Source organism: Pedobacter sp. PACM 27299 (assembly GCF_001412655.1).
Classification (GTDB): domain Bacteria; phylum Bacteroidota; class Bacteroidia; order Sphingobacteriales; family Sphingobacteriaceae; genus Pedobacter.
The window spans coordinates 4,571,222-4,595,597 of record NZ_CP012996.1; the positions used below are offsets into that span (position 1 = coordinate 4,571,222).

Annotated in this window: 24 protein-coding genes; 6 read left to right on the forward strand and 18 right to left on the reverse strand. The window is 39.4% G+C overall.

Annotated elements, in window-relative coordinates; genetic code table 11:
* Positions 1-29: 29 nt before the first annotated feature.
* The 5 genes from AQ505_RS26990 to AQ505_RS19260 form a co-directional block, all read right to left on the reverse strand.
* The gene (locus AQ505_RS26990) at positions 30-170 is read right to left on the reverse strand and encodes a hypothetical protein (protein WP_231634934.1); all 141 of its coding nucleotides are present in this window, start codon (positions 168-170) and stop codon (positions 30-32) included.
* The gene (gene rpmA, locus AQ505_RS26125; protein WP_231634935.1) at positions 155-412 is read right to left on the reverse strand and encodes a 50S ribosomal protein L27; all 258 of its coding nucleotides are present in this window, start codon (positions 410-412) and stop codon (positions 155-157) included. Before rpmA ends, AQ505_RS26990 begins: the two co-directional genes overlap by 16 nt.
* Before the next feature lie 57 nt (positions 413-469).
* Entirely contained in the window at positions 470-781 is a 312-nt protein-coding gene (rplU, locus tag AQ505_RS19250; RefSeq protein ID WP_062549675.1) for a 50S ribosomal protein L21, read from the reverse strand.
* Between the two features lie 84 nt (positions 782-865).
* Positions 866-1,378 (reverse strand): hypothetical protein, encoded by a 513-nt coding sequence (locus AQ505_RS19255; RefSeq protein WP_062549676.1) that lies wholly within the window; start codon positions 1,376-1,378, stop codon positions 866-868.
* Positions 1,379-1,411: 33 nt separating this feature from the next.
* Positions 1,412-2,797 (reverse strand): dicarboxylate/amino acid:cation symporter, encoded by a 1,386-nt coding sequence (locus tag AQ505_RS19260; RefSeq protein ID WP_062549677.1) that lies wholly within the window; start codon positions 2,795-2,797, stop codon positions 1,412-1,414.
* A gap of 147 nt (positions 2,798-2,944) precedes the next feature.
* Here AQ505_RS19260 and AQ505_RS19265 point away from each other — a divergent pair, with 147 nt between their 5' ends.
* Positions 2,945-3,442, forward strand: coding sequence for an RNA polymerase sigma factor (locus AQ505_RS19265; RefSeq protein ID WP_062549678.1), 498 nt, complete (start codon positions 2,945-2,947; stop codon positions 3,440-3,442).
* The gene (locus tag AQ505_RS19270; RefSeq protein ID WP_062549679.1) at positions 3,429-4,028 is read left to right on the forward strand and encodes a hypothetical protein; all 600 of its coding nucleotides are present in this window, start codon (positions 3,429-3,431) and stop codon (positions 4,026-4,028) included. The genes AQ505_RS19265 and AQ505_RS19270 overlap by 14 nt, the downstream gene beginning before the upstream one ends.
* Positions 4,029-4,445: 417 nt before the next feature.
* Here AQ505_RS19270 and AQ505_RS19275 read toward each other — a convergent pair whose 3' ends face one another.
* The 3 genes from AQ505_RS19275 to AQ505_RS19285 form a co-directional block, all read right to left on the reverse strand.
* On the reverse strand, positions 4,446-4,901 hold the full coding sequence (locus AQ505_RS19275; RefSeq protein WP_062549680.1) for a hypothetical protein: 456 nt from the start codon (positions 4,899-4,901) through the stop codon (positions 4,446-4,448).
* Between the two features lie 83 nt (positions 4,902-4,984).
* Positions 4,985-5,842, reverse strand: a complete 858-nt coding sequence (locus tag AQ505_RS19280) for a helix-turn-helix transcriptional regulator (protein ID WP_062549681.1) — start codon at positions 5,840-5,842, stop codon at positions 4,985-4,987.
* A gap of 10 nt (positions 5,843-5,852) precedes the next feature.
* Positions 5,853-6,254: a VOC family protein gene (locus AQ505_RS19285; protein WP_157262483.1), complete on the reverse strand. Its 402-nt coding sequence runs from the start codon at positions 6,252-6,254 to the stop codon at positions 5,853-5,855.
* 198 nt (positions 6,255-6,452) lie between these two features.
* On the opposite strand from AQ505_RS19285, the gene AQ505_RS19290 reads away from it, so the two are divergent.
* Entirely contained in the window at positions 6,453-9,320 is a 2,868-nt protein-coding gene (locus AQ505_RS19290) for a ligand-binding sensor domain-containing protein (RefSeq protein WP_082461878.1), read from the forward strand.
* Positions 9,313-9,945 carry a response regulator transcription factor gene (locus AQ505_RS19295; protein WP_062549684.1) on the forward strand — a complete coding sequence of 211 codons (633 nt, stop codon included), beginning with the start codon at positions 9,313-9,315 and terminating at the stop codon, positions 9,943-9,945. The genes AQ505_RS19290 and AQ505_RS19295 overlap by 8 nt, the downstream gene beginning before the upstream one ends.
* A gap of 81 nt (positions 9,946-10,026) precedes the next feature.
* Here the strand turns inward: AQ505_RS19295 and AQ505_RS19300 are convergent, their stop codons facing one another.
* From AQ505_RS19300 to AQ505_RS19320, 5 genes are all read right to left on the reverse strand, one after another.
* Positions 10,027-10,653: a hypothetical protein gene (locus tag AQ505_RS19300; protein ID WP_062549685.1), complete on the reverse strand. Its 627-nt coding sequence runs from the start codon at positions 10,651-10,653 to the stop codon at positions 10,027-10,029.
* A gap of 37 nt (positions 10,654-10,690) precedes the next feature.
* On the reverse strand, positions 10,691-12,592 hold the full coding sequence (locus tag AQ505_RS19305; protein WP_062549686.1) for a beta-N-acetylhexosaminidase: 1,902 nt from the start codon (positions 12,590-12,592) through the stop codon (positions 10,691-10,693).
* Positions 12,593-12,726: 134 nt separating this feature from the next.
* Positions 12,727-13,689, reverse strand: coding sequence for a thioredoxin-disulfide reductase (trxB, locus tag AQ505_RS19310; protein ID WP_062549687.1), 963 nt, complete (start codon positions 13,687-13,689; stop codon positions 12,727-12,729).
* 125 nt (positions 13,690-13,814) lie between these two features.
* Positions 13,815-15,443, reverse strand: coding sequence for an acyl-CoA carboxylase subunit beta (locus AQ505_RS19315; RefSeq protein ID WP_062549688.1), 1,629 nt, complete (start codon positions 15,441-15,443; stop codon positions 13,815-13,817).
* Between the two features lie 131 nt (positions 15,444-15,574).
* Positions 15,575-15,799, reverse strand: coding sequence for a hypothetical protein (locus AQ505_RS19320; protein ID WP_062549689.1), 225 nt, complete (start codon positions 15,797-15,799; stop codon positions 15,575-15,577).
* A 438-nt stretch (positions 15,800-16,237) separates the two neighbouring features.
* On the opposite strand from AQ505_RS19320, the gene AQ505_RS19330 reads away from it, so the two are divergent.
* Entirely contained in the window at positions 16,238-17,551 is a 1,314-nt protein-coding gene (locus AQ505_RS19330; protein ID WP_062551120.1) for a TIGR00341 family protein, read from the forward strand.
* Between the two features lie 24 nt (positions 17,552-17,575).
* On the opposite strand, the gene AQ505_RS19335 is transcribed toward AQ505_RS19330, so the two are convergent.
* A complete protein-coding gene (locus tag AQ505_RS19335; protein ID WP_062549691.1) occupies positions 17,576-18,271 on the reverse strand; it encodes a diphthine--ammonia ligase in 696 nt (231 codons plus the stop codon).
* Between the two features lie 81 nt (positions 18,272-18,352).
* Here AQ505_RS19335 and AQ505_RS19340 point away from each other — a divergent pair, with 81 nt between their 5' ends.
* On the forward strand, positions 18,353-19,060 hold the full coding sequence (locus tag AQ505_RS19340) for a hypothetical protein (protein ID WP_062549692.1): 708 nt from the start codon (positions 18,353-18,355) through the stop codon (positions 19,058-19,060).
* A gap of 69 nt (positions 19,061-19,129) precedes the next feature.
* Here AQ505_RS19340 and guaB read toward each other — a convergent pair whose 3' ends face one another.
* From guaB to AQ505_RS19360, 4 genes are all read right to left on the reverse strand, one after another.
* A complete protein-coding gene (guaB, locus tag AQ505_RS19345) occupies positions 19,130-20,605 on the reverse strand; it encodes an IMP dehydrogenase (RefSeq protein ID WP_062551121.1) in 1,476 nt (491 codons plus the stop codon).
* 140 nt (positions 20,606-20,745) lie between these two features.
* The gene (locus AQ505_RS19350; RefSeq protein WP_062549693.1) at positions 20,746-21,192 is read right to left on the reverse strand and encodes a DinB family protein; all 447 of its coding nucleotides are present in this window, start codon (positions 21,190-21,192) and stop codon (positions 20,746-20,748) included.
* Between the two features lie 538 nt (positions 21,193-21,730).
* The gene (locus AQ505_RS19355) at positions 21,731-22,789 is read right to left on the reverse strand and encodes a hypothetical protein (RefSeq protein WP_062549694.1); all 1,059 of its coding nucleotides are present in this window, start codon (positions 22,787-22,789) and stop codon (positions 21,731-21,733) included.
* Positions 22,790-22,861: 72 nt separating this feature from the next.
* Positions 22,862-24,160: a hypothetical protein gene (locus tag AQ505_RS19360; protein ID WP_062549695.1), complete on the reverse strand. Its 1,299-nt coding sequence runs from the start codon at positions 24,158-24,160 to the stop codon at positions 22,862-22,864.
* Positions 24,161-24,376: the final 216 nt, after the last annotated feature.

Sequence of the window (24,376 nt, forward strand, 5' to 3'; positions counted from 1 at the left end):
CGTAATGGCCCTTTTTAAATATTGTTCTACTATTCTGCTTTTGCAGCAGCTTTCTTAGCAGGTGCTTTTTTAGCTGGAGCAGCTTCTTCCGTTGCAGGAGCGGCTACTTTTTCAGCTTTAGCAACTGGTGCTACTACTTCTTCTTCAGTAATTACTACTGGAAAAGGCAAGATAGAAACATAAGATTTGTTGTCTTGTTTCTTTTGAAGATTACAGTACCATCAACTAAAGCGAATAAAGTATGGTCTTTACCAATACCTACTCCTTTATCAGGATGGTGTTTTGTACCGCGTTGGCGTACGATGATGTTTCCAGAGATTGCTACCTGTCCACCAAAGATTTTGATACCAAGGCGTTTACTATGCGATTCACGTCCGTTTCTCGAACTACCGGCTCCTTTTTTGTGTGCCATGATTTATATTTTATGAACTACCTGATGATCTGGTAACTCGTTTTGTTTAACAATTAATTATAAACTGATACCAGAGATCTGGATTTTAGTGAAGTACTGGCGGTGACCATTTTTCTTTTTGTAACCTTTTCTACGTTTCTTTTTGAAAACGATTACTTTATCACCTTTTAAATGAGACACGATCTTAGCTGAAACCGAAGCGCCTTTCAAAGTAGGAGCACCTACAAGAATTTTACCATCTTCTTCAACCAACAATACATTGTCAAATTCAATACTAGCGCCTTCATCTCCTTGCAAACGGTGTACAAAAAGGTGCTGGTCTTTTGCAACTTTGAATTGCTGTCCTGCTATATTTACTATTGCGTACATTGTTAAATAATTATTATTTTAAACTGTTTATTTTTTTTATCGAGGTGCAAATATAGAATTAATTATTTTAAATCCATAACAGATTTACTTTTTCTTTCCATACCTTTCTTCTGCGTCATTGATACTCTGTGACACAAGGGTTTTCATTTGCTCTGCCAGCCCTTTTAATTTAGGGATTTCATTGTAATCCGTCAGGTAAATTACCTTTTTGGATTTTTTCTTGTAATTGAATGTGATCTCATAACGCAATGCTTTATTAGAATCCAGATTGGTCCCCTGGTTGGCAATTACGTCAGGGAAGTTCCAAAAACCAATCTCCGCAGCTTTGCTGTGTAAATACAGCATGTCATTGTGACGAAGCTTTACATTTGTTTTGATGACTGAGTCTCTCCCATCCACATACTGATAATCCCCTGTTTCGGAATTATAAGTGTTCTCCAGATTATTACCTACGCCCCATTTGTATTCAATAGATTTGAATTCTGTAGATTTAAAGGGCGCATTACGAAACATTGGCGTGTAATAGATGACACAATAGGCCAGAAAAGGGACGACAATGGTGAATAATAGGAAGATTTTCTTCGCGTTTGTACTCATGTTATGTATTGTAATTATTGGTGTGTTTATAAATTAGTCGAGGGGCTCAGTGAGCTCACCTTCCCATTTGCTGACCACCGCTGTTGCGATGCTATTTCCAACAACATTAGTTGCAGATCTACCCATATCCAATAATGGATCTATACCGATCAGCAAGGCCAGTCCAGCTTCCGGAATATTAAAGGTGGCAATTGTTCCTGCAATCACGACTAAAGATGCTCTAGGCACGCCTGCAATTCCTTTACTGGTTAGCATTAGGATCAATAACATCGTAATCTGCTGTTCAAAAGACAAATGAATGCCATAAGACTGCGCAATAAATAAGGAAGCAAAGGTCATGTACAGCATGGATCCATCGAGGTTAAAGGAGTAACCCAACGGCAATACAAAACTCACAATTTTATCTTTACAGCCAAAACGCTCTAGCTGAAGCATGGTTTTAGGATAAGCGGCCTCACTGCTTGCGGTACTAAAAGCAAGCAATACCGGTTCTTTCATTCTGTTCATCAGGTTAAACACCCGACCTTTAAGAATAGTCCAGCCGATCATAATCAAGACCATCCACAGCAACAACATACTGCCATAGAATTCTCCGATAAATATAGCATAGGTAGACAATACGCTTAAACCTTGCTTGGCCACAATCGCAGCCATGGCACCAAATACAGCGAAAGGAGCAAAGTTCATCACATATCCGGTTACTTTAAGGATCACGTGTGCAACTGCATCAAAGAATTTAATGATGATCTGACCTTTTTCTCCTATTGCAGCTGTTGCGACGCCAAAGAATAGCGAGAACACAACAATTTGCAGGATTTCATTGGTTGCCATTGCCTCTGTCATACTTTTAGGGACAATGTGCGAGATGAAATCTTTCATGGAAAGTGCTACTTTATGAATTCCAGTATCCGCATTTGCAGGAGGTAAAGGTAAATTCATGGCTAATCCTGGCTCAAAAATATTAACCATGATCATTCCGAGAATCAGCGACAATAATGACGCACTCATGAACCACAGCATGGTTTTTCCACCAATACGGCCTACCGCTTTAATATCACCCACTTTTGCTACACCAACCACCAGGGTAGAGAAAACAAGGGGGGCAACGATCATTTTGATCAGTCTCAAAAAGATATCACTTAATAAAGTCAGTGGCTCTAATGCCTTTTCTCTCAATTTTTCCGCTTCTGCTCTTGCTTTAGTAGCGACTACCTTTTGCGTTTTCAGTTCAGCATATTGCTGTACAGTCGTATCTTTAACGCTGAGCAATTTTACTTCAACATTTTTAAGCTGAGTTTCTGTTTTGGCAATGTTTTCATTGTAATCTTTAAATGAAGAGACATTTAAATAATATCCTAATCCAACACCTAATACCAAGGCCAGAAAAATGAAAAATGTTAACTTATTATTTTTTGACATACTAACTTTTAAAGTATTTATACAGTTTGTAAAACTACAACAATTACTTTATTCTCTAAATATTATTACCAAAGCAACTAACTTTATACATTCAACTTGTAACAAAAAGCTATATTTTTATCTAACCAAATAATAAAAAGACGCATATTGAAAGAGAAAGACCTGTTATTTAAGCAAATCTTCGACACCAATTCCAAGAAAATATTCCATCTTTGTTACGGTTATACTGGCGATCAAGACGCTGCAAATGACCTGCTTCAGGAGACTTTTCTTAAGGTTTGGCAGAACCTGGACAAGTTCCGGAATAAGTCGCTGATCTCCACCTGGATTTATAGAATTGCAGTAAACACTTGCCTTACCTATTTAAGGTCAGAAAAGCGTCAGGCAAAAGATGAACTCACAGAAAACATCATTGAAACCCGTCCGGAAGAGCTCTCTGAAAAGAACGAGCAGGTCGCATTACTTTATAAATCGATCTCTCAACTGGAAGAAAACGACCGTTTAATCATTACTATGGTATTGGATGAATTGCCATATCATGAGATTGCGGACATCTCAGGAATCAGCGAGGGGAACCTGAGGGTAAAAATCCATCGCATAAAATTAAAACTTACAGAATTATACAATCAGCATGCAAGAATTTGATCAGATACAATCGCTTTGGCAATCCCATACTGTAGCAGTTAAACTATCTTCAGATGAGATGCTGGCACAGGCAAAAAAGGAAGTAAATTCCATACGCAGACGGTCGATTTTAAACATCGCAGGTATGGGCATCTCTTTTCTTGCTGTGGCAAGTTTATGGGTATTCTTTGATTTTCAATCCTGGACTACCGATGCCGGAATTGCAGTAGTGCTTCTGGCAATTGCCGCCTCTATATTTATGTTATATAAAGGGCACTTATTAATTTCTAAAAATGATTTCACTACCCACCCGAATGAGTTTCTGAATCGATTGAAACAATATCAGCTTAGCAGATTCAGCCTCTACCATCAGATGTACTGGATTTACACTGCTGCGCTGAGTATCGGTTCGGCACTTTACCTCATTGAAATCGTGACTTATATGCCACTCTGGGCACAGGTACTCATCGTTCTTTTCACTACGCTATGGATGGTATTTTGTTCCACACTCGTGAGAAAAGCAGTCATTAAAAAAGATAAAGAAAGAATTTCTTTATTAATTGAGAAGTTCGAACGTTTAGGAAGTCAGTTTCAGGAACAGCCTTAACCGGCTTCAGTCTAACCAGGATCAGTAAAAAAGGAGCGATGCAAATGGCTCCTTTTTTTGTAATTTAGCTTAGCATAGCTTGTTTAATTTACATTAGCTTGAGCTGGGCTTGTGACTTTTCCTGACAGACCTTTAAGTATGCCTTAGCAGGGGGCTGGCAGGGCTTTGTAGGGCCTGCTCCCCTATCAAAGCTCAGCTAGCAACTTGTCACCCCTCTGCATGGACCGAGGAGTACCAGACGACATCCTCCACTTCATCCCAGGAAAATTAAGACGCAAAAAAAAAGTCAGCTCCATTACGAAGTTGACTTTTCCTTTTATTAACTAACCCAAATTTAAATCATCCGAAATTATATCTGGATTTCCTACTCCAAATATAGGTAGGAATCAAAATTCCTGATAAGCGAAAATCACCAAGTTAAATATTTTCGTTAAATCTATTCACTTGTGTAATTTCCCAAAGGCCTTCATCTCCACGTTCAATGGTAATGAAATTGCGTTGTACAAACAGGGGAAATTTAAGGTCTACGCGTACTACAGTCAGCGTGTTACTGCTGGATACAATTTCATAGTCCGATTCGCAGTTCAGATCTGTTTTACCTGTTTTTTTATAAAATGAAACCAATTGCTGCTTGGAGTGCTTTCCTATTTTTTTTCCCAGACAGACACACACTTTTGCATTATCGCTCAATACTAAATTAAGCAGTTTGGCATCCATGTGCGTGCTTGCATCAATGAATGCATTTACAACTGTAAGGGGTTTATTATTTACTGTTTTTTTGAGCAGTCGATCATCATTATTCAGCGGGCGACTGGAGCCGAATGTGCTACCGATACAAAGCATCAGAAAGCACGTAAATAAAATCTTTTTCATGAGCAGTTTTTTTATTAAAAATAACTCAACAATCTGACTATCAATATGCTAAAAACACTTTTCAATAGAAATCGCAAGAAAAACTAGCGATATTGACCGGGAGTAATGTGGAAAGAATTTCTAAAAAGCCGAATGAAGGAACTCGGGCATTCAAAACCTACGATATCTACAATTTCATTGACTGGATAGTTGGTATGTTTTAGAAAATATTTGGCCTGACGCAACCTGATGCTGGTCAGGAATTGATGCGGCGATTGATGATAGGCTTGTTTAAAAGTTCTCAGAAAATGGTTGACCGAAAGACAGGCAATCCTGGCAATCTCTTCTAAACAAATGTTTTTATTATAGTTACTGATGATATAATCTCTTGCGATACTCAGCCTTCTCAAAATTTCAGATTTGGTCGTATGGCTTAGAAATTTCAAAGAAGCTTCTCTGTTTACGACTTCTGCATTATAGAGGGCATAATAGTTAACCAGGCAATGTTCAAGATAAGTATTCAATAATAAATTATCCTTACTCCCTTGTTCGACCTGCTTTTTCAGGTTCAGGAGGTTAAATTTCATATCTCCCTGCAGTGGATAAATGGCTTCTACAAAAACAGGTGCGATTCGTTGGTTAGCCTCAGGCTCATCTAATAACAATTCATCCTTTACGGTTCTGGAATACTCAAAATCAATCACAAAATCAGGATCGAAAAGTACAGACATGGAATCGACTTTCACCGAAGAATCAATTATTCTAGAGTAAGCAGTGTCCTGGTTCAAAAAGATAAAATTTCCTGAGTAAAGATTCAATTCCCGATTGGCAATTGTATACGCTGCAGCCCCATTAAAGATCATCTGAATGGCATACTTCCCTTTTGTAAACGGAGAATTTGCCTCATAAGCAGATTCCATAATGACCTCATTCTTATCGACTAATGTTTTCTGAAACGTCATTTCCTTTTATTTAAGCGTCTGTATAATCTCTTTCCTCCAGTAACAAAATATGATTTCCTGAGGGGTCAAAAAACTCACATGACAGGCCTTTTGTCCGATAGATTGGTACAGAGAACAGCTCTATACCTTGTCTTTTGAGCTTACAAAAATCCCGCAGGCAATCGTCTGTATAAATTACTGTGGGTTCAGTTTCGGGTTCAAAATGTTTCACCAGCATTAAACGATGGCCATTAAACATTTTCAACACCGGACAATTTATCCCGGCAACCAACAGCTCCTCCTCTTTTTTCAAACCCAACTTCTCTATAAAGAAAGCAGCCGCTAATGAAATGTCTCTTACAAAAATGACCTGGTAATTTAACTCATCAGCCATCATAGGAAGTAGCAGGTTAGTTTTTAATAATTTATTCAACAAATTTAAGCTTCGAAAACCAGCATCTGTTCCCCCTTGAGGGGGTATATTTCTCCCATTGCAAAAAATCACCCTTAAGGGGGTATTTTTTAATTCTCTCAGTATAAATATATTTACGGTGGTTTAAACCATCAATTCCCACCCATAGTGTATTACAAAACGATTTTTTCCATTGGACTGTTCCTACTGTTAGGCAGTATGTACAGCTTTGCGCAGCGGTATAATTTCCGCCAGTATGATATTGAAGATGGCTTAACGCAATCGCAGGTCACGGCAGTTACTCAGGACAGCAAACGCCGTTTATGGATCAGTACCCTGGGTGGTTTAAGCTGTTTTAATGGCAAGCAGTTTTCTAGTTATACCAAATCTAATGGCCTGAATAACAACTTTGCCCTGGCACTCAGCTTAGGAAGGAATGATGAAATATGGCTGGGTACTTCCCGGGGCATTTCCAAATTTAACGGCAATCGCTTCAATAATTACGCACAAACCAAAGAATGGGTGAGCAAACTAGCCACCAGCGCCAATGGAATAGTATATGGTCTCTCCTCTTCCAGGCTTTTTAAAACCGACGAAAAGCAAATCACTTTTCTAAATGTCAGCAATGATCCTAAGGAAAATGTAACGGCTTTAAAAGTTGACGATAAAGGAAAAATTGCTGTAGCAATTTCAGAAAAAGGCATTTTTTTCCTGGAAAAAGACCGTTGGGTACCACATCCACAAAATGAGCTATTAAAGAACCTGGTGATCTCTGACTTTTTCACAGACCATCAGCATCGGGATAAATTCTGGCTGCTGGCAGCCGATGGCTTATATGGTTTGGATACCAAGCGGATGCGTCAATATGTATCCGGGAAATTTACAGCTATAGAACAGGATGCCAAGAACAATATATGGATCGGTTATAGTACAGGGGCCTATTACCTGAGCAGCAGCAGCCTGATTCACTTTAACGGAAAAAATGGTTTTACAAACAACATGGTCAATGCCATCTTTAAAGATGCAGAAAACAACATTTGGCTGGCAACGGATGGAACCGGCCTTTTCAGATATGTAGACAGGGATTATGTGATTTTCGATGAATCTCAGGGGCTCAATAGTAAAATCGTCATGAGTCTGGCGAATGGTCCTTCTGCCGATGAAATATGGATCGGCACTTATGGTGGTTTATTTCAGTATAAATCGGGAAAAATTAAAGAAATCCCTATTCCTTCCACCCTAGAGGATAGTAAAAACATCAATTTTCTATATAACGACCATCAAAAAAACATCTGGATTGGAACAGTTTATGGCGGGCTTTGGTGTTATGATGGTAAAAAAATCAATCAGATGGCATTAGACCGACATTCTATTGCCTATAATGCCATTTTAGAAGACAGCAAAGGTAAGATTTGGCTCTCTACCAATGCAGGCTGCTATTTGCTGAATAAAAAGACAAAACAATTGGAATGGGTGAGTAAACAATTTGGCAGTACTCTTTTGGAAACTCCAGAGGGAGAAATTCTTGTGGGTACCCAGGATGGCATTTACGCCATTAATATCCCTGGACAAACCAAACCATTAAACCTGCCGCAACTCAACGGCTCCTCCATCCTTTGCATGGAAAAATTAGGGAAAAATACCTTACTCTTTGGAACTTCGGACAATGGGATTCTAATTTGGGATCGTAAAACCGGGAAAACCAAATCCATAAATACCCATCAAGGTCTGGCATCCGATCATATTTATAGCTTACTGCTGGATCAGCAGGGGATTTTATGGGTCGGTACCGGTAAAGGCATCAATAAAATTAACATCAAGGATTTTAGTGTAATCCGCAATAACAATGAACCTAATTTATTAGTAGAATGTAATCAAAATGCCATTCTTCAGCGGGATAATGACATCTGGGTGGGTACAACCAAAGGCGCAGTCGTGTACAACCGCAACCACGAGTTAAAACCTTCGGTCCCTCCTTTCATCTATATCAATTCGGTTACTGCATTTGCCCAGAATAAAGGAAGGCAAAACAAGCAGCAAACGGTATTTAAAGGGAATGAACTGAGTAATATGGCAACTCTTCCCTATCAGCAGAACAACCTCAACATCAATTTTACCGGGATCTTTTTAGCCAATCCCGATGGCTTGGTGTATCAATATCGATTAGTTGGACTAGACAACAAGTACAGTGAAAGTATCAGCAATACTTCCATGAATTTCTCTTCCATTCCTCCAGGAAGGTATACTTTTCAGGTAAGAGCCATTACAAAAGCAGGTATAGCCTCATTAAATACGGCTTCGTTTTCATTTGAGATTACCCCACCATATTATCAAACGGGTGTATTCCGACTGTTTATCTTTGTGCTCATTGTGTTTTTGATGTTACTCATGGTTTACATCATTCTGAACTTGAATGAGCGCAAGCGAAAATTAAGGTTAACAATCAAGCTGGAAGAGCAATTTAAGGTCAGAAAACAGACGGCTGAAGATTTTCATGACGATCTCGGTAACAAATTGACCCGAATCTCCGTCTTATCAGAAGTATTGAGCAGTATGATCGATGAACATGATACAGAAAAGAGAAGTATCATCTCAAAAATCAACGACAATGTAAATGAATTATATAGGGGTACTAAAGACATATTGTGGTCGCTAAATCCTAAAAATGACAAGCTAACCGAGCTGTTAGGGCATATCCAGGAATTTGGAAAGGAAATGTTTAACAACACGAATGTAGCGTTCCGGTCGCATATTGACCTGGGGGGATACGATGGAAAACTATCATTAGATGTGAGCAGAAACCTGCTCATGATTTTTAAGGAGGCGATTCACAATGCGCTGAAACACGCAAAACCGGGGATGGTTGTGTTTTCAGCAACAGTAGATGGGGAAACTTTGAAAATCGTTGTAAAAGACGATGGACAAGGGCTTGATCCCATAGGATCCATGGATGGTCATGGGATAAACAATATGAATGTGAGAGCAAAAAGAATCAATGCAAAATTAAACATCAATTCAGACTCAACTGGTACAGAGATTAAATTAACCGTTAGTCTTTCCACTTTAATGCGTCTTAAAAATGTATAGTCAGCCGGAATCAAGAATTGTGATCATTGAAGATGATCAAACCATTAGAGAAGGGTATGCTTACTTAATTAACCACACTTCTCCTTATCAGGTAGTGGCTACTTATCCTTCGTTCGATGCGGCAAAACATAAAATCAGTAAAGATCAGCCAGATGTGATCATTCTGGATATCCAGCTTCCTGGTACCAATGGCATTGATGCTCTTCCACAATTGAAAAAACTGCTGCCACAGGTATACATTATCATGCTGACTGTTTATGAAACTGAGAAGACTATACTTGATGCGCTGGCCAATGGAGCATCCGGTTATTTCACCAAAAACACCCCTACAGCCAAATTGATTGAGGCCATAAAGGATGTACTGAATGGTGGTGGTCCGATGAGTCCTGATGTAGCTAAAACAGTGATTCTTTCCCTCCAAAAGAATCCGGACAGTCCACTTACTAAAAGAGAAACCCAAATACTAGAGCTGATGACCACTGGTAAAGATCGCGGACAAATTGCCAAAGAACTTTTCATAGAGGTGGAAACCGTAAAAACTCATACCAAAAACATCTATACGAAGCTGAATGTAAATACCAAAGCCGAGGCGATACAGGTGGCAAAAGATAAAAAGCTGGTTTAATGACGCGCTAAAAATGCAACATCAAACGGCCGTATCCTTTTTAGGAATACGGCCGTTTGATTTGATCCAGCAACTATCTCGCTATTCTTTTATCTCATTTGTTGAAAAACTGTTTCCATTTAACCGGTATTGCAGCATTTTCACTGTTTCCGCTTTATTCGTGGTATCTTTCTCATCCTTTACAGGGAAAGAACGGAAAAGGTCTCCATTTTTAATGATAAACTTGTCGCCACCAGCATAATTCTTCTTCATGGAAGCACTCAATGGAGGGAAGTTGATTTTCCTGAATTCTCCACCAGCATACTCATAAACATTCAGATCCAGCACATTTTTCTTGCTCAGCAACTCAATATAGATTTCTGGGTTACCATCATTGTCAAGGTCCATGTTCCAGGCATCAGTAATGATTCCCTTACGTTCATTAGAAAAAGATTTATAATTATTTCTTAGCGTATCTGACAAAAGAATCAGGTATCCGCCAATGCTATCCACTCCTTTCCCCCAGCTAACCACTTCAAAATTAACACCAGGTCGGATGGCAATGTCCTTGTAAAAAGGAAACTGACCCTTTGTTTTTTTAGCTTCAGTGGTGTTGGCGGTAGTCGATGGAGCAGTGATCTTTTCAGATGTACTGTTTCCGCAAGCGGCCAATAAAAGCAGCCCTGCAAACAACAGGGGCAGCTTTAGGAAATATTTACCTGGTTTCATTTATATATATATTTTGCAATTTGTTTCTTTTTGCAGCCTATTTCGTTTTTACATCAGCAGCACCATTGTTCAGAATGGTTTCTGTAACTACACTTTGTTTGCCAGTTGGAGTGATCACGATTGTTTTCAATACACGTTTCTCTCCTTTAGGAACGATCACTTTCATCCCCTTAGTATACAAATTTGCCGCTGTTGAAGGACGGGTAAGGTCTAGCGTATAGTAAATACTAGCGCCCGGCATTGGTTCTTTCAGATCAATGCTGATCGTTTCGCCATTGATTACCTTTTCATTTAATCCCAATGGTGTAGGTACCCAGTAGTTAGTCCCTGTTTTATCTAATCTAGCCAAATGCAAAGGAAGACGTTCTTCAGAGAAGTTTTTCAAGTCTTTACGTTCTGGTTGTGACCAGGCGATTTCCGCAAGGGAGAAAATTCTTGGCATAATCATGTATTCCACTTTTGCAGGCGTTTGGATGTATTCTGTCCATAAATTAGCCTGAACACCGATGATGTATTTTTGCTGATCTGCTGTCAATTCCTTTGGCATTGGATCATAGTTATAAACCTTAGCATAATTAGAAAGACCGCCAATATTTGTTGGTTCGTCCTCAGAAGTAGATTGTTTATGATCGAAATATAAACCACCGCCGTTAGGTGTCATGATCACATCATGGCTTTGCTGTGCTGCAGCAATACCGCCTTCAGTACCTCTCCAAGACATTACTGTTGCATTTGGTGCTAATCCACCTTCGAGGATCTCATCCCATCCGATAATCTGACGGCCTTTTGCATTCACATGTTTTTCAATTCTTTGGATGAAATAGCTCTGTAAACCATGCTCATCTTTCAAGTTCAGGTCTTTAATCATTTTCTGGCAGAAAGCACTTTCTTTCCAGTATTCTTTAGGACATTCGTCACCACCGATGTGGATATATTTAGAAGGAAATAAAGCGATGACTTCATCTAATACATTTTCAAGGAACTTGAAAGTATTGTCGTTAGGTACAAATACGTCGTCAAATACACCGAATGTTTGTTGTACTTGTTTTCCTTTTCTGCTGCCTGACCATGGCGTTTTTGCATCTACAAAGGTATCTCTTTCCGGAAAGCAGCTCAATTCCGGGTAAGCAGCAATTGCTGCTGAAGCATGCCCAGGAAGCTCAATTTCAGGAATCACATTGATGTACCTTGCCGCAGCATAAGCAATCACGTCTTTCACTTCATTTTGCGTGTAATAACCTTTATATTCTTTATTATCTGTAGCTACACCTGGATGATGACCGATGATGGTTCCATTTCTTTTACCACCAACTTCTGTTAATCTAGGGTATTTTTTGATTTCAATTCTCCAACCCTGATCATCTGTTAAATGCCAATGGAAATTGTTCATTTTATAGTCAGACATCACGTCGATGTATTTTTTAACCAGTGCCACAGGGTACATGTGACGAGATACATCCAGGTGCATCCCTCTGTATTTGAAACGTGGATAATCATTAATTTCTGCAGCAGAGATCAAGATCTGGTTATTTGCTTTTTCAGGCATCAGCTGCATCATAGATTTCATTCCATAAAACAAACCTGCTTCTGCGCCAACAATTGTAATATTTTTATCCGTAATATTGATTTTATAACCTTCAGCAGGTAATTTATCAGCGCCTACAGAAGTCAGGATGATCGCTCTTTCATTCGCTGCTGCTGCTTTAGCCGGCCTTAGTGCAAATCCAGCTTTAGTAACTACAAAAGCATTGAATAGATCTGCTATTCTTGAGTTTTTCGGGTCATTGGAGACTAAAACTACCGTTTTATCCAATTTAAAGTTACCATTGGACTTCTTTACAGATACGGGAGCGGGAATAATACCCATGTTCTGATCCTGCTGTGCAGAAGCTTCTATTGCAATAAATGCCAACAGAACAATTGTAAATAATTTCTTCATTTGTTTTTTTGTGTTTTTTTAATTTGGTTAATCGAGCGCAGTTTTAAATTGACTGCACAAGATAAAAAAACCTTTGATACAAAAAAAGGCGGAATTCTTACAAATTCCGCCTTTTCGAACAATATTGTTGTCGATTAAGATAAAACTTTTACCTCATCTTCTTTCGCAGCCAGGTAACGTTCTGCATCTAAAGCAGCCATACATCCTGAACCAGCGGCGGTTACCGCCTGACGGTAATAATGATCCTGTACATCACCAGCAGCAAAAACACCTTCTACATTAGTTTTTGTTGATCCTGGAATAGTTTTAAGGTAACCGGTTTCATCCATATCTAACCATCCTTTAAAGATGTCTGTATTTGGTTTATGACCAATAGCCACGAAGAAACCATCTACAGGAATCTCCGATTCCACACCAGTTTGGTTGTTTAATACCCTTACAGCAGTTACATTTTTACCATTACCCAGGATTTCCTGAGTTTCAGTATGGTAAATAATTTCAATATTAGGTGTATTTAACACCCTGCTTACCATTGCTTTTGAGGCTCTGAATTCGTCTCTTCTTACCAGCATGTACACTTTTTTACAAAGTTTAGCTAAGTAAGTAGCTTCTTCCGCGGCAGTATCACCAGCACCAACAATGGCAACATCCAATCCTTTAAAGAAGAAACCATCGCACACTGCACAGGCAGAAACACCAAAGCCATTATATTTTTGCTCAGAAGGCAAGCCTAACCATTTTGCGGTGGCCCCTGTTGAGATAATTACCGTATCTGCAGTAATGGTTTTAATATCATCTACTACCACTTTATGTGGCATTGAAGAAAAATCCACTGAACTTACGTAACCAAAACGGATGTCAGTTCCAAAGCGTTCTGCTTGCTTACGGAAATCTTCCATCATTTCAGGACCCATTATTCCAGCAGGATAACCTGGAAAATTATCAACGTCTGTGGTTTGTGTCAATTGTCCACCCGGCTCCATACCGGTATACATTACTGGTTTCAGTTCTGCACGAGCGGCATAAATTGCTGCAGTATATCCTGCCGGGCCTGACCCTATAATTAAACATTTAACGTGTTCTATTTCTTGTGACATATTATTTTTTCTGTTATACTACAAAATTACGCTTTTCTACAACGCTTAGCAAGTCCCATCGTGCCCGAAGGCTGCATTATGAGGCAGCGATTATAAAATGATACCGGGTGATTTGTTCAGAAAAATTAGGTTTGAATGATCCCTACATTAAAAGCTTTTTTAATTGGAGATTGATTTGCGGCCTCTATGCCCATAGAAATCACCTTCCGCGTTTCCAGAGGGTCGATTACGCCATCTACCCAAAGCCTGGAGGCAGCATAATATGGTGTTGTCTGACTATTATACCGATCGGTAATTTCTTTTAAAAGTTCGGCTTCTTTCTCTGGAGTGATGGTTTCCCCTTTTGCTTTTAAAGAGGCTTCCTGGATCTGTAACAATACTTTTGCTGCTTGTGAGCCACCCATTACCGCTATTTTAGCACTCGGCCAGGCATAGATCAATCGGGGATCATAGGCTTTACCACACATCGCATAGTTACCTGCACCATAAGAATTGCCCAATACAATCGTGAATTTAGGGACTACAGAATTGGCCACAGCATTTACCATTTTGGCACCATCTTTAATAATTCCTCCTTGCTCAGATCTGCTGCCTACCATAAATCCAGTTACATCCTGTAAAAATACCAAGGGAATTTTCTTCTGGTTGCAGTTCATAATGAACCTGGCTGCTTTATCGGCACTATCCGAATAAATCACGCCACCAAACTGCATCTCTCCTTTTTTAGACTTCACTACTTTACGCTGATTGGCCACAATTCCTACTGCCCAGCCATCTACCCTGCCTAATCCACAGATGATGCTTTGGCCATACAGTTGTTTATATTCTTCAAAATCGGAACCATCTACTAAGCGATGAATAATTTCCAGCATATCATAAGGTTTCTCTCTGCTTTCCGGCAGGATTCCATAAATATCTTCCGGATTCAACTTCGGCATTTCCGGCTTAATGCGATCAAATCCAGCAACTTCTGGTTTACCCAGCATACTCATAAGGTTACGAATGCTGTCCAGGCAAGCCTGGTCATTGGGATGTTTGTAATCAGTTACACCAGAAATCTCACAATGAGTAGTTGCACCACCTAGCGTTTCATTGTCGATATCCTCACCAATGGCTGATTTCACCAGGTAGGAACCCGCAAGAAATACTGATCCTGTACCATCGACAATCATTGCTTCATCACTCATAATCGGCAGGTAAGCACCCCCAGCAACGCAGGAGCCCATAATTGCAGAGATCTGCACAATTCCATCTGCAGACATTAGTGCATTATTTCTGAACATCCGGCCAAAATGTTCTTTATCAGGAAAAATTTCGTCCTGCATCGGCAGGTATACTCCTGCACTATCCACCAGATAAATCACTGGCAATCGGTTTTCCATGGCAATTTCCTGTGCCCTTAAATTCTTTTTGGCGGTCATAGGAAACCAGGCACCGGCCTTTACGGTTGCATCGTTCGCAATGATCATACATTGCCTACCGGAAACATAGCCAATTCCAGCCACTACGCCTGCCGAAGGGCATCCCCCCTGCTCAGCATACATGCCATCTGCAGCAAAAGCACCAACCTCCAGAAATTCAGTTTCTTTATCAATCAGATAAGCAATCCGCTCTCTTGCTAAAAGCTTACCTTTATCTTTTTGTTTTGCTGCATTCTTTGCTCCTCCACCTTCATATATCTTTTTAAGCCTCGTCTTCAACTCGTAAACCGACTGCTTATTCAAATCTTCATTTTTGTTGAATTCTATATTCATTTGGGCAAGTTAAATCTATTTTCCAATGAAACAAAAGTCCGTTTCGGGCTTTGGTATAAAGCCTTCATTTGTTTCCTCTGCAGCTAGAAATTTCTGCCAATTATTTTAAACCAGATGCTTTAAGGCCAACATTATGGATCTTTTAACTTTTCCATATTTCCCAGCAGTTCCTTCAAATCTGAATAGCAAGTCAGTACGCGCAGCCTTTCCTGCCGGTTTGTTTTAATGGAAACCTGATAAGCCCAAGACCTGTACAGCTGATATAAAACATCCCATACTTCTTCCGGAGGATAGTCTTTCAAGAAAGACCGTACCAATAAATTTAACCGATGTGATTGCTTACGATTTAGCCGCATCTTTAATCATTTCCATTATCCGTAAAAAATATCTGCTGCTTTTGCAGCTTTACTTTAAGCTGTACGATTTGCCCAGAATACCTCGAAATACCAGCGTACTGGGTATTTCGGCAACTGTCCTTTCCATGGCATTTTTTCCATAGAGAGGAAATGTACATGGATTTTGCTGACAAAACAAAGCCATCATAAAAAAGCATACTCTTTTCCTACTGAGATAATTTTACGTTAATAATTTAATGAAAAAGGGATGGGATAAATTGATAGTCAGGCTTAAACAAATTTAAACCAGCTAATCGAAGCTATATATTTTAATCTATTGAGTGGTTATAAAAAAGTAATTATCTTCTTTTACCTTTTAAAATTTACAAAGCAAATCCATTAGGAATAAACTAGTAATTTTTAGGATCAATAATTGCGATGATTTTAAAAATACAGACCATGAATGAGCTATACAGCGTACTCAAAAAGTTTTTCAATTATCGATTCAACTTACAGGAAGATAGTGCTCCGCAGGCAGAAACTATCGCCTCAATCAAGAAGAATGTTGCTTTTAAAGGTGCCAATTTATGGACTTTGATTTTCGCGATTTTTGTAGCGTGTATAGGACTAAACGTTAACTCTACGGCAGTCATTATTGGTGCGATGCTGATCTCCCCATTGATGGGTCCTATTGTGGGAATTGGCCTTGGAATCGGCACTAACGACTTTGATCTGGTTAAAAAGGGACTTAGAAACTTAACCCTGGCCACTATCATCAGCATTATTGCTTCCACGCTATATTTTAGTTTTACCCCACTTCATGAGGCTTCTTCAGAGCTACTAGCCAGAACTTCGCCATCTATATGGGATGTTTTTATTGCTACTTTAGGTGGATTAGCAGGTATTGTAGCTGCGACCAGAAAAGAAAAAAGTAATGTAATTCCAGGTGTAGCCATCGCAACGGCCTTAATGCCTCCATTATGTACTGCCGGATTCGGAATTGCCACCGGAAATTTGTACTATTTTATGGGGGCAATTTATCTGTACTTCATCAATAGTGTCTTTATTTGCGTGTCTACCTTTCTGATCGTTCGTTACCTGAAATTCAGAAAGAAAACTTTTGAGAACAAAGAGGATGAACAAAAAGTAAGTCGTTATATCTGGATCGTGGTGATGATTACCATCGCCCCAAGTATTTACCTTACTTATCAGATCGTAGGTAAAAGTATATTTGAAAACAATGCAAACAGATTTATCAGTCAGCAGTTAAATTACACCAATACACAGGTGATTTCGAAAAAGCTGAAGTACAATAGAAAAGGAAGTGAAATTGACTTGCTACTGCTTGGTGCAGAACTTTCCCCGCTGCAATTGGATTCTTTAACCAAAAAACTCCCTAACTATCAGCTGAAAGGAACAAAGTTATTGATCAGGCAGGGCTTGAATGCTAAAAATGAAGTAGATCTTTCCCAGATAAAAGCCAGCATTCTGGAAGATGTTTTTAAAAGCAATAGCGAATCTACTACTGTTAATGATCCGTTACAGTTATTGCTGCCAGATTTAAAGCCAGAACTCCGGGTACTTTATCCAGATTTAAAAAATTACAGCATCAGCAATACTGTATTTAACAGACTGGATTCTAATCAGTCGGATACGCTCACAATGGTGGTGGCTTCTTTTTACAAGCCGATTCCAATAGCTGATCAGGATAGGCTGAGGTTGTGGTTGAAAAGCAGGGTAAAAGCAGATTCTTTAAAGCTGATTGTTTTGTAAAGAAAGGGCATTCATCTGTAATTCCTAGGGTAGCAAATCAACGTACCAATATCCTGAGACCTCCCCTTCTTCAGCATTTGGTTTTGGAAACTCTTTATATACCTTTTCTCCAAGACTGAATTGAATTGGGCTCTTAAAAATCGGGCCATCAAAAACAAAGGTATGAAACTCCCCATTCTCGCCGCAAGGATCAATTCCGGCAGGCAGATCGGCGATAAAATGCTCATCAATCACTCTACCACAGAAACCTTCCAATCCTTTCTGGGCGCAGACTACAATTGTCCGGTATCCCAGCGAAATAAACTCGCTGATCAGTTCTTTTGTATCGCGTTTCCATAAAGGGAATACAGCCTTTAATCCTATTTGTGACAATTTTTGCTCCCTGTACGTTCTCAAATCCTCCAAGAAAATATCTCCGAAAATTGAATATTCTACTCCTTTACTACGAAGGGCATCCAAGTGTATATGCATACTTTCTTCATAGGCCTCCATGGTTGGTGCTTCAGACAATCGGACCTGGTATAAGGGGATCCCTATACTTTCCGCCTGGGCAATTAACAGGGCTTCTCTTACTCCGTGCATGCTCACCCGATTAAAAGCTTCATTTACTGTAGTCAATAAACAGCGAACTTCGAAAGCATTGGCTGCTAAAATATGGTGTAATGCCAGGCAGCTATCTTTTCCACCACTCCAGTTAAACAGGCTAATCTTTTTATCCATGAGGCTGCAATATTACAAGAAATTCTGGTGTTGAAGCCAACAAACACACTTTTTTGCTGACATAAACGTTAAATTTAACGTATGAAACTAAAAATAATTCTATTTCTTCTGGGCTGTCAGACTGCAGTTTACGCACAGAACTTCAAGTTTCCGACCTTAGCAAACCAAGGAAAATCTCTAGCAGATATTGTTCCTGAAAAATGGAAAATCCTGGATTCTGTGTCTGGAGATCTGAACCAGGATCATGTAAATGATCTGGCTGTGATTTTAGAATACCATCAGCAAATCCGCGAAAGCAGGGCTTATGGAGACAATACCACAGACCTCATCACAGAAATCCAAAAACCAAGGATCCTGGCTATCTATTTTAAAACCAGGAACGGTTATCAATTGGCTGCACAAAATAACAACTTCATTTTACGGTCGGAAGAAGGCGGTAAAATGGGTGATCCATTACGTCCAATGGGCATTGAACAAGGACAGCTTTCTTTATCCTTTCAAGGAGGTGGAGAATGGCGCTGGAAATTAAAATACAGCTTCAAATACCAGGAAAAGAACTGGACACTGGAAAAAGCGAGTAACTATTATTACAATGAAAGTTCGGGAGAACTAACGGACAAGCAGTACGACTTTGTAAACCGGAAGCGGATGGTCACTACCGGGCTCGGCCGTCAGAGTAGGGTGGTCAATAAAACCATTACACAGGATTTCCCACTAAAAACCCTGCGTACTTTTGAAAGTTTCAAGAAACCATGGACCTGGGAAATCAGCCCCGACGAATTCCTATAACCATATATTACTTAAAAACACAAAAGGGGTATCCAAATCATGGATACCCCTTTTGTTATGATCAATAAACTAGCTTCTACTAGAATAATTTGGTGATTCTTTAGTGATAGAAATATCATGTGGATGACTTTCTCGCATACCTGCAGCCGTGATGCGTACAAATTTAGCTTTCTGAAGGTCATCAATAGTTGCAGCTCCACAATAGTGCATTCCGGCTCTCAATCCACCAACATACTGATAGATTACTTCTGCTAAAGTACCTTTATAAGGAACGCGTCCAACGATTCCTTCCGGAACTAATTTGGTCACTACATCTTCTTCATCCTGGAAATAACGGTCTTTCGATCCTTGTTGCATAGCCTCTACAGAGCCCATACCGCGGTAAGATTTAAATTTACGTCCTTCATAGATGATTGTTTCACCTGGAGATTCTTCTACTCCTGCGAACAATGAACCTGCCATAATACAGCTTGCTCCTGCTGCGATTGCTTTTACAATATCACCGGTTTGTTTGATACCACCATCAGCGATTACAGGAATTCCTGTACCGATTAATGCTTGTGCACATTCAAAAACCGCATACAATTGAGGTACACCAACACCAGCGATGATTCTTGTGGTACAAATAGAACCAGGACCGATACCTACTTTAACGGCATCAGCACCAGCCTCAGCCAATGCTCTTGCTGCGTCTGCAGTAGCGATATTTCCAGCAATCACCTGTAAATCAGGAAAGCGTGCTTTAATGGCTTTCACCATATCGATTACCCCTTTAGAGTGACCATGCGCCGTATCAACGGTCACTACATCTACTCCTGCAGCTACTAATGCCGCTACACGGTCGATATTGTCTGCTGCCACACCTACAGCTGCACCAACGCGTAATCTTCCACGCTCATCTTTACAGGCTTTAGGGTAGTTTTTATATTTCTGGATGTCTTTGAAAGTGATTAAACCTGCAAGGTGTCCTTCTGCATTAATTACAGGTAACTTTTCAATTTTATAATCTTGTAAGATTTCTTCTGCTTGTAATAGCGTAGTACCTTCTGGTGCAGTGATCAGATTTTCTCTGGTCATCACTTCTGATACTTTACGTTGCATATCTTTTTGGAAACGAAGATCTCTGTTGGTGATGATACCTACCAATTTATTGTCGGCATCAATCACAGGAATTCCACCTATTTTGAATTCCTTCATGATCTGGAATGCGTCTGCTACTTTTGCATCAGCATTTAGAGTAACCGGATCCTGGATCATTCCACTTTCTGAGCGTTTTACTTTTCTAACTTCTTCAGCCTGACGTTCGATGCTCATGTTTTTATGGAGCATTCCGATACCACCTGCCTGTGCGATGGCAATTGCCAGACCAGCTTCAGTTACGGTATCCATTGCTGCAGAAACTACAGGCACATTTAAACGTATTTTTTTAGTTAAAAAACTTCCGGTATCCACGTCACGTGGCAGAACTTCAGAATATGCAGGAACTAACAATACATCGTCGTATGTTAAACCTTCAGATATAAATTTATTGGGATCGAGTTGCATAGCAAATAATTTAGGAGTTACTATTTGCCGGGCAAACATACGATTATTATTGCAAATACGCAACAGGTCTGCAAATATGGGCTCTTTTAGCTAAAAGATTACACTAAGATTAAGATTCCTTAACCTCAGCAGAGAAATGTCTAATATTTGAGAATTTGTCGGAGGTGATATTCGAGATGACTCACATAATCGTTAAACAACCAGGCAATCGTATGCTCTTCCTCTCCGCCGGTGACACACCGCTTTTCCAGATTTTCTGGAGCCATCAGCTGCATCAATTCCACAAGGTGGAGGTTGTAAGCGATCCAGAAGGCAAGTAGTCTTTTGCTGTCCATTGATTGATAATGACTAACTGAATTCCAGTTATTCTGATCGTAAATGATTGTTGGCAAGTGCTCAAACTGTGCCCTTACAAAACGTTGATGGTTACAGGCCGCACTATCGATCAAATGTCCAAGGATTTCTTTTTTACTCCATTTATTTGGTGCCGGCTTATCTGAAAGTTCAGTTTCCCTAAGTTCAGCGAATAACATTGGAATCGTTTCGCATAAATACAGTAATCTATTCAGGTTGATATCAGTCGTCATACCGCTAAATTAGAAAACTTATAAGTTACTCCACAATTACTTTATGTCCTATCACTTTAAACTTCGCCATTTTGTTGATTTCCAGTATTTTTAGACTTTTTTAATGTCACTGAATCGGGATATAGAACCTCCAATTTCCAGGTTCTTTTTTTGCGGGTCGGAAAACTCTACTTCTACATTATACTCACCTGCTGAGTTGTCTCATGATTGCGCCAAGGTCTAGTCAAAACTAAGATTAGATTATCATTATAATAAACATTTAATCTTCTTATAGCATGTTCATATTTTTCGTATTAAATATGATTAAAAATCGCTTCATTTACCAACAGCACACAAGGCAGTATCATACTCCATGAAAACTTCATTCTGGGCAGCATTTTCTTTAGAATCCCCAGGCCTCTTAACTTTTGATTCTTCACCGTTTGAATGATTTTTAAGTAAAAACTGGATACTACACTGAGTTTTACAGGAACCAGCGAACAATAACGTCATGTCAGCAAGCCAACATGACGAATCGAGCGTAGTATATTTAAGTATGTTATTTAAAGTACTGAGCAATGTCTGTAGCCTCCAGATTGATTCTTGTTCCTTTTACCGTTGAAGGGCCTGTTTTGGTCACCACCTTTGAATCTGTCATCACTACAATAGCACAGCCCCCTGCCGCAAATGGAAGAGTGGTAAAGCCACTTTCAGGTCTCATCGGCATAAACTCATCCTTAGTGTTATAAGCTAAATCAATGAGGGTTCCCCGCTTCACCAATTTATAGGAATAGGATTCTCCTGCAGCTGGTGGAAGTAATTCAACGGACTGACTAAAAGAACCATCTGCTGGCAATGGGATTCTAATAGTGGTTGGAGGAAATAAAGTAATATTCCCTTTCCCCTTATGCACGACCAGATCCGCTGGTCCGGTAAAAATATCCAGGGTGCTAGTAAAAGAAGCACTAAACAAGGCATTTTCCATATTTACAGGCAAAGCGATGTCAATATTATCCAGCAGCTGACCTGGTTCATAATAGAAATTTAATTTTTGTACTGCTTCAGTACTGGTCAATTTCTTATGATAAAGCACTTTAGAATCGCCTTGTTTACGAATTTGTATTTCACGATCTACCCCATCATTCACTCCAATACTCAGTCCGGCAGGAAATTCTTTATTCGTCCCGCTGCCAACTACAGTACCATCTATTAATAATTCCAAAACATCAGTTTTGGCATAACCTTTAATTTTCAGCAATACGGAGTTTCCATAAGCGTTAAGCCCATCATAATAACACTTAATTGTTTGTTGATAAGCATTTGACCGGATGGACCTCGTTGCCAGAATTTCTGTAGTTCCTTTCTTTCTGATCTGGATTTTTTCATGATCGCCAGAAACATATACCTTAGCCTCCAGAGTAAAGCTTCCCTGATCAGATGGGGATTTTGCAATGATTTTACCGTCTTTCAGGAACTCCAGCGTATCCTTTACCGTCGACATTTCAATGGTCACATTCACTATTTCCGGAGGATTAGCAACCGCTATTTCTTGTTTTTTACAACTAAAAACCAGCAGTATCACTAAGCTCAAACCGGCATATTGTATAATTTTTTTCATGTATCAAGGAGTAGTTAAAACAAGCGCAGTTACCGTTTTCATACGATAACTACGCTTATCAATTATAATAGCTTATAAAGTTGACCAGGTATTTGCCCAGGTAGTATCAGATGAAAATGCACCTTTGGCTGAATTACCAGATAAGTTTAAAGTACCATCATTAAAGAATGGCTGCACCATGCTGAAAGCATTAACTGAACCACCAAAAGTGGCAGTATTTCCTGCATAAGTTCCTGCTGGAGTAATCGCTGCAGAAAAACCATAGAAATCATTGTTGCTCAATACAGAAACACCACTTGTATAGAATGCCTCTGTTCCGTCATTAAATACCAATCCAGAAGGATAGCCAGTAATTAAAGAATTGTACAATTCAATTTCTGCACCACGACGGTTACGGATTGCAAATTTATATCCAGAATTGCTGGTTGAAGTACCAATGATAGTAATGAAAGACAACACAGGATGTGTTTTAGGTAACAAGCTGAAAGTTGCATCTTCTACAGGTGAGTTGTTATCAGATTCGATACCATTTGAATCTGAACTTCCTCCACTCTGACTGTGCGTAGAATTTTTATCCGCTACTGCTACTGCATAAGAAATCTCTCCATTGTAACCATTGTCGAAATCGAAGTTATCATCATCTGCTGCTTTTGAAATCAAATAAGAAGCATTTACAGATCCACCAAAGAATTCGAAAGAGTCATCTCTGCCGTAGTTCACTTCGATATGGTCTAATGTAGTTCCATTTCCAACACCACCGCAAGTAAGGCCATTCACCTCATTGTCTGTAGTTAAGTTGAAACCTGCATACTCAATACGTACATATTGAATGATACCCGAGTTATCAGACTCATTGTTACCACCGAAGATATAATCAGTTCCTGTTAATCCTTCAATGTATTTAGTACCTGTATTTACATGTGCATTACCCAATAGAATAATACCTCCAAAGTCGCCTGGAGTAGGAACATGAGTCGCATCACCTAATTTATAACGGCTAGTGAAAACAATTGGATTGTCTACTGTACCTACCGCAGAAATTTTAGATCCTGGCTGAACCACTAGAATTCCATTAGGAACATTAGCTGTGTTTACCGTAGATTTAATATAAGTTCCTGGTTGAATCGTTAATGTAGCTCCGTTTTTAACAGTTAATATGCCGCTGATTTCCCAAACTTTAGAATTATCCCAAGTGGTATTTGTAGTAATGTTGCCACTAACAGTTTGAACCGGCAATGCCGATGCCGAAGCATAGCTTGCTTTTGTTTTACGTTGTCCGAAAGTAGTGTCTGTAGATTGTTGATCTTTTTTACAAGAAGAGGCAAAGGTAAGGGCTGCTAAAGCTAAACCAGTAAATAATAGATTTTTCATAATTTAACAATTATTGTATTCGGTTTTTGGATGATAATGTTACTATTGTATGTTTTTATGATTAAATTGCAGTTGTAACTAAGCGAACTAATGCTTTAAAACGCCTGGCCCTTGGCCAGTTGCTTTTAAATACCGGGGCTTTGTTGATCTTCTTTTTACTGTCCGCACCTTTAGGGGGAGCACAGATTTATATTGGCAGGGCTTCTCAAGGGCCCT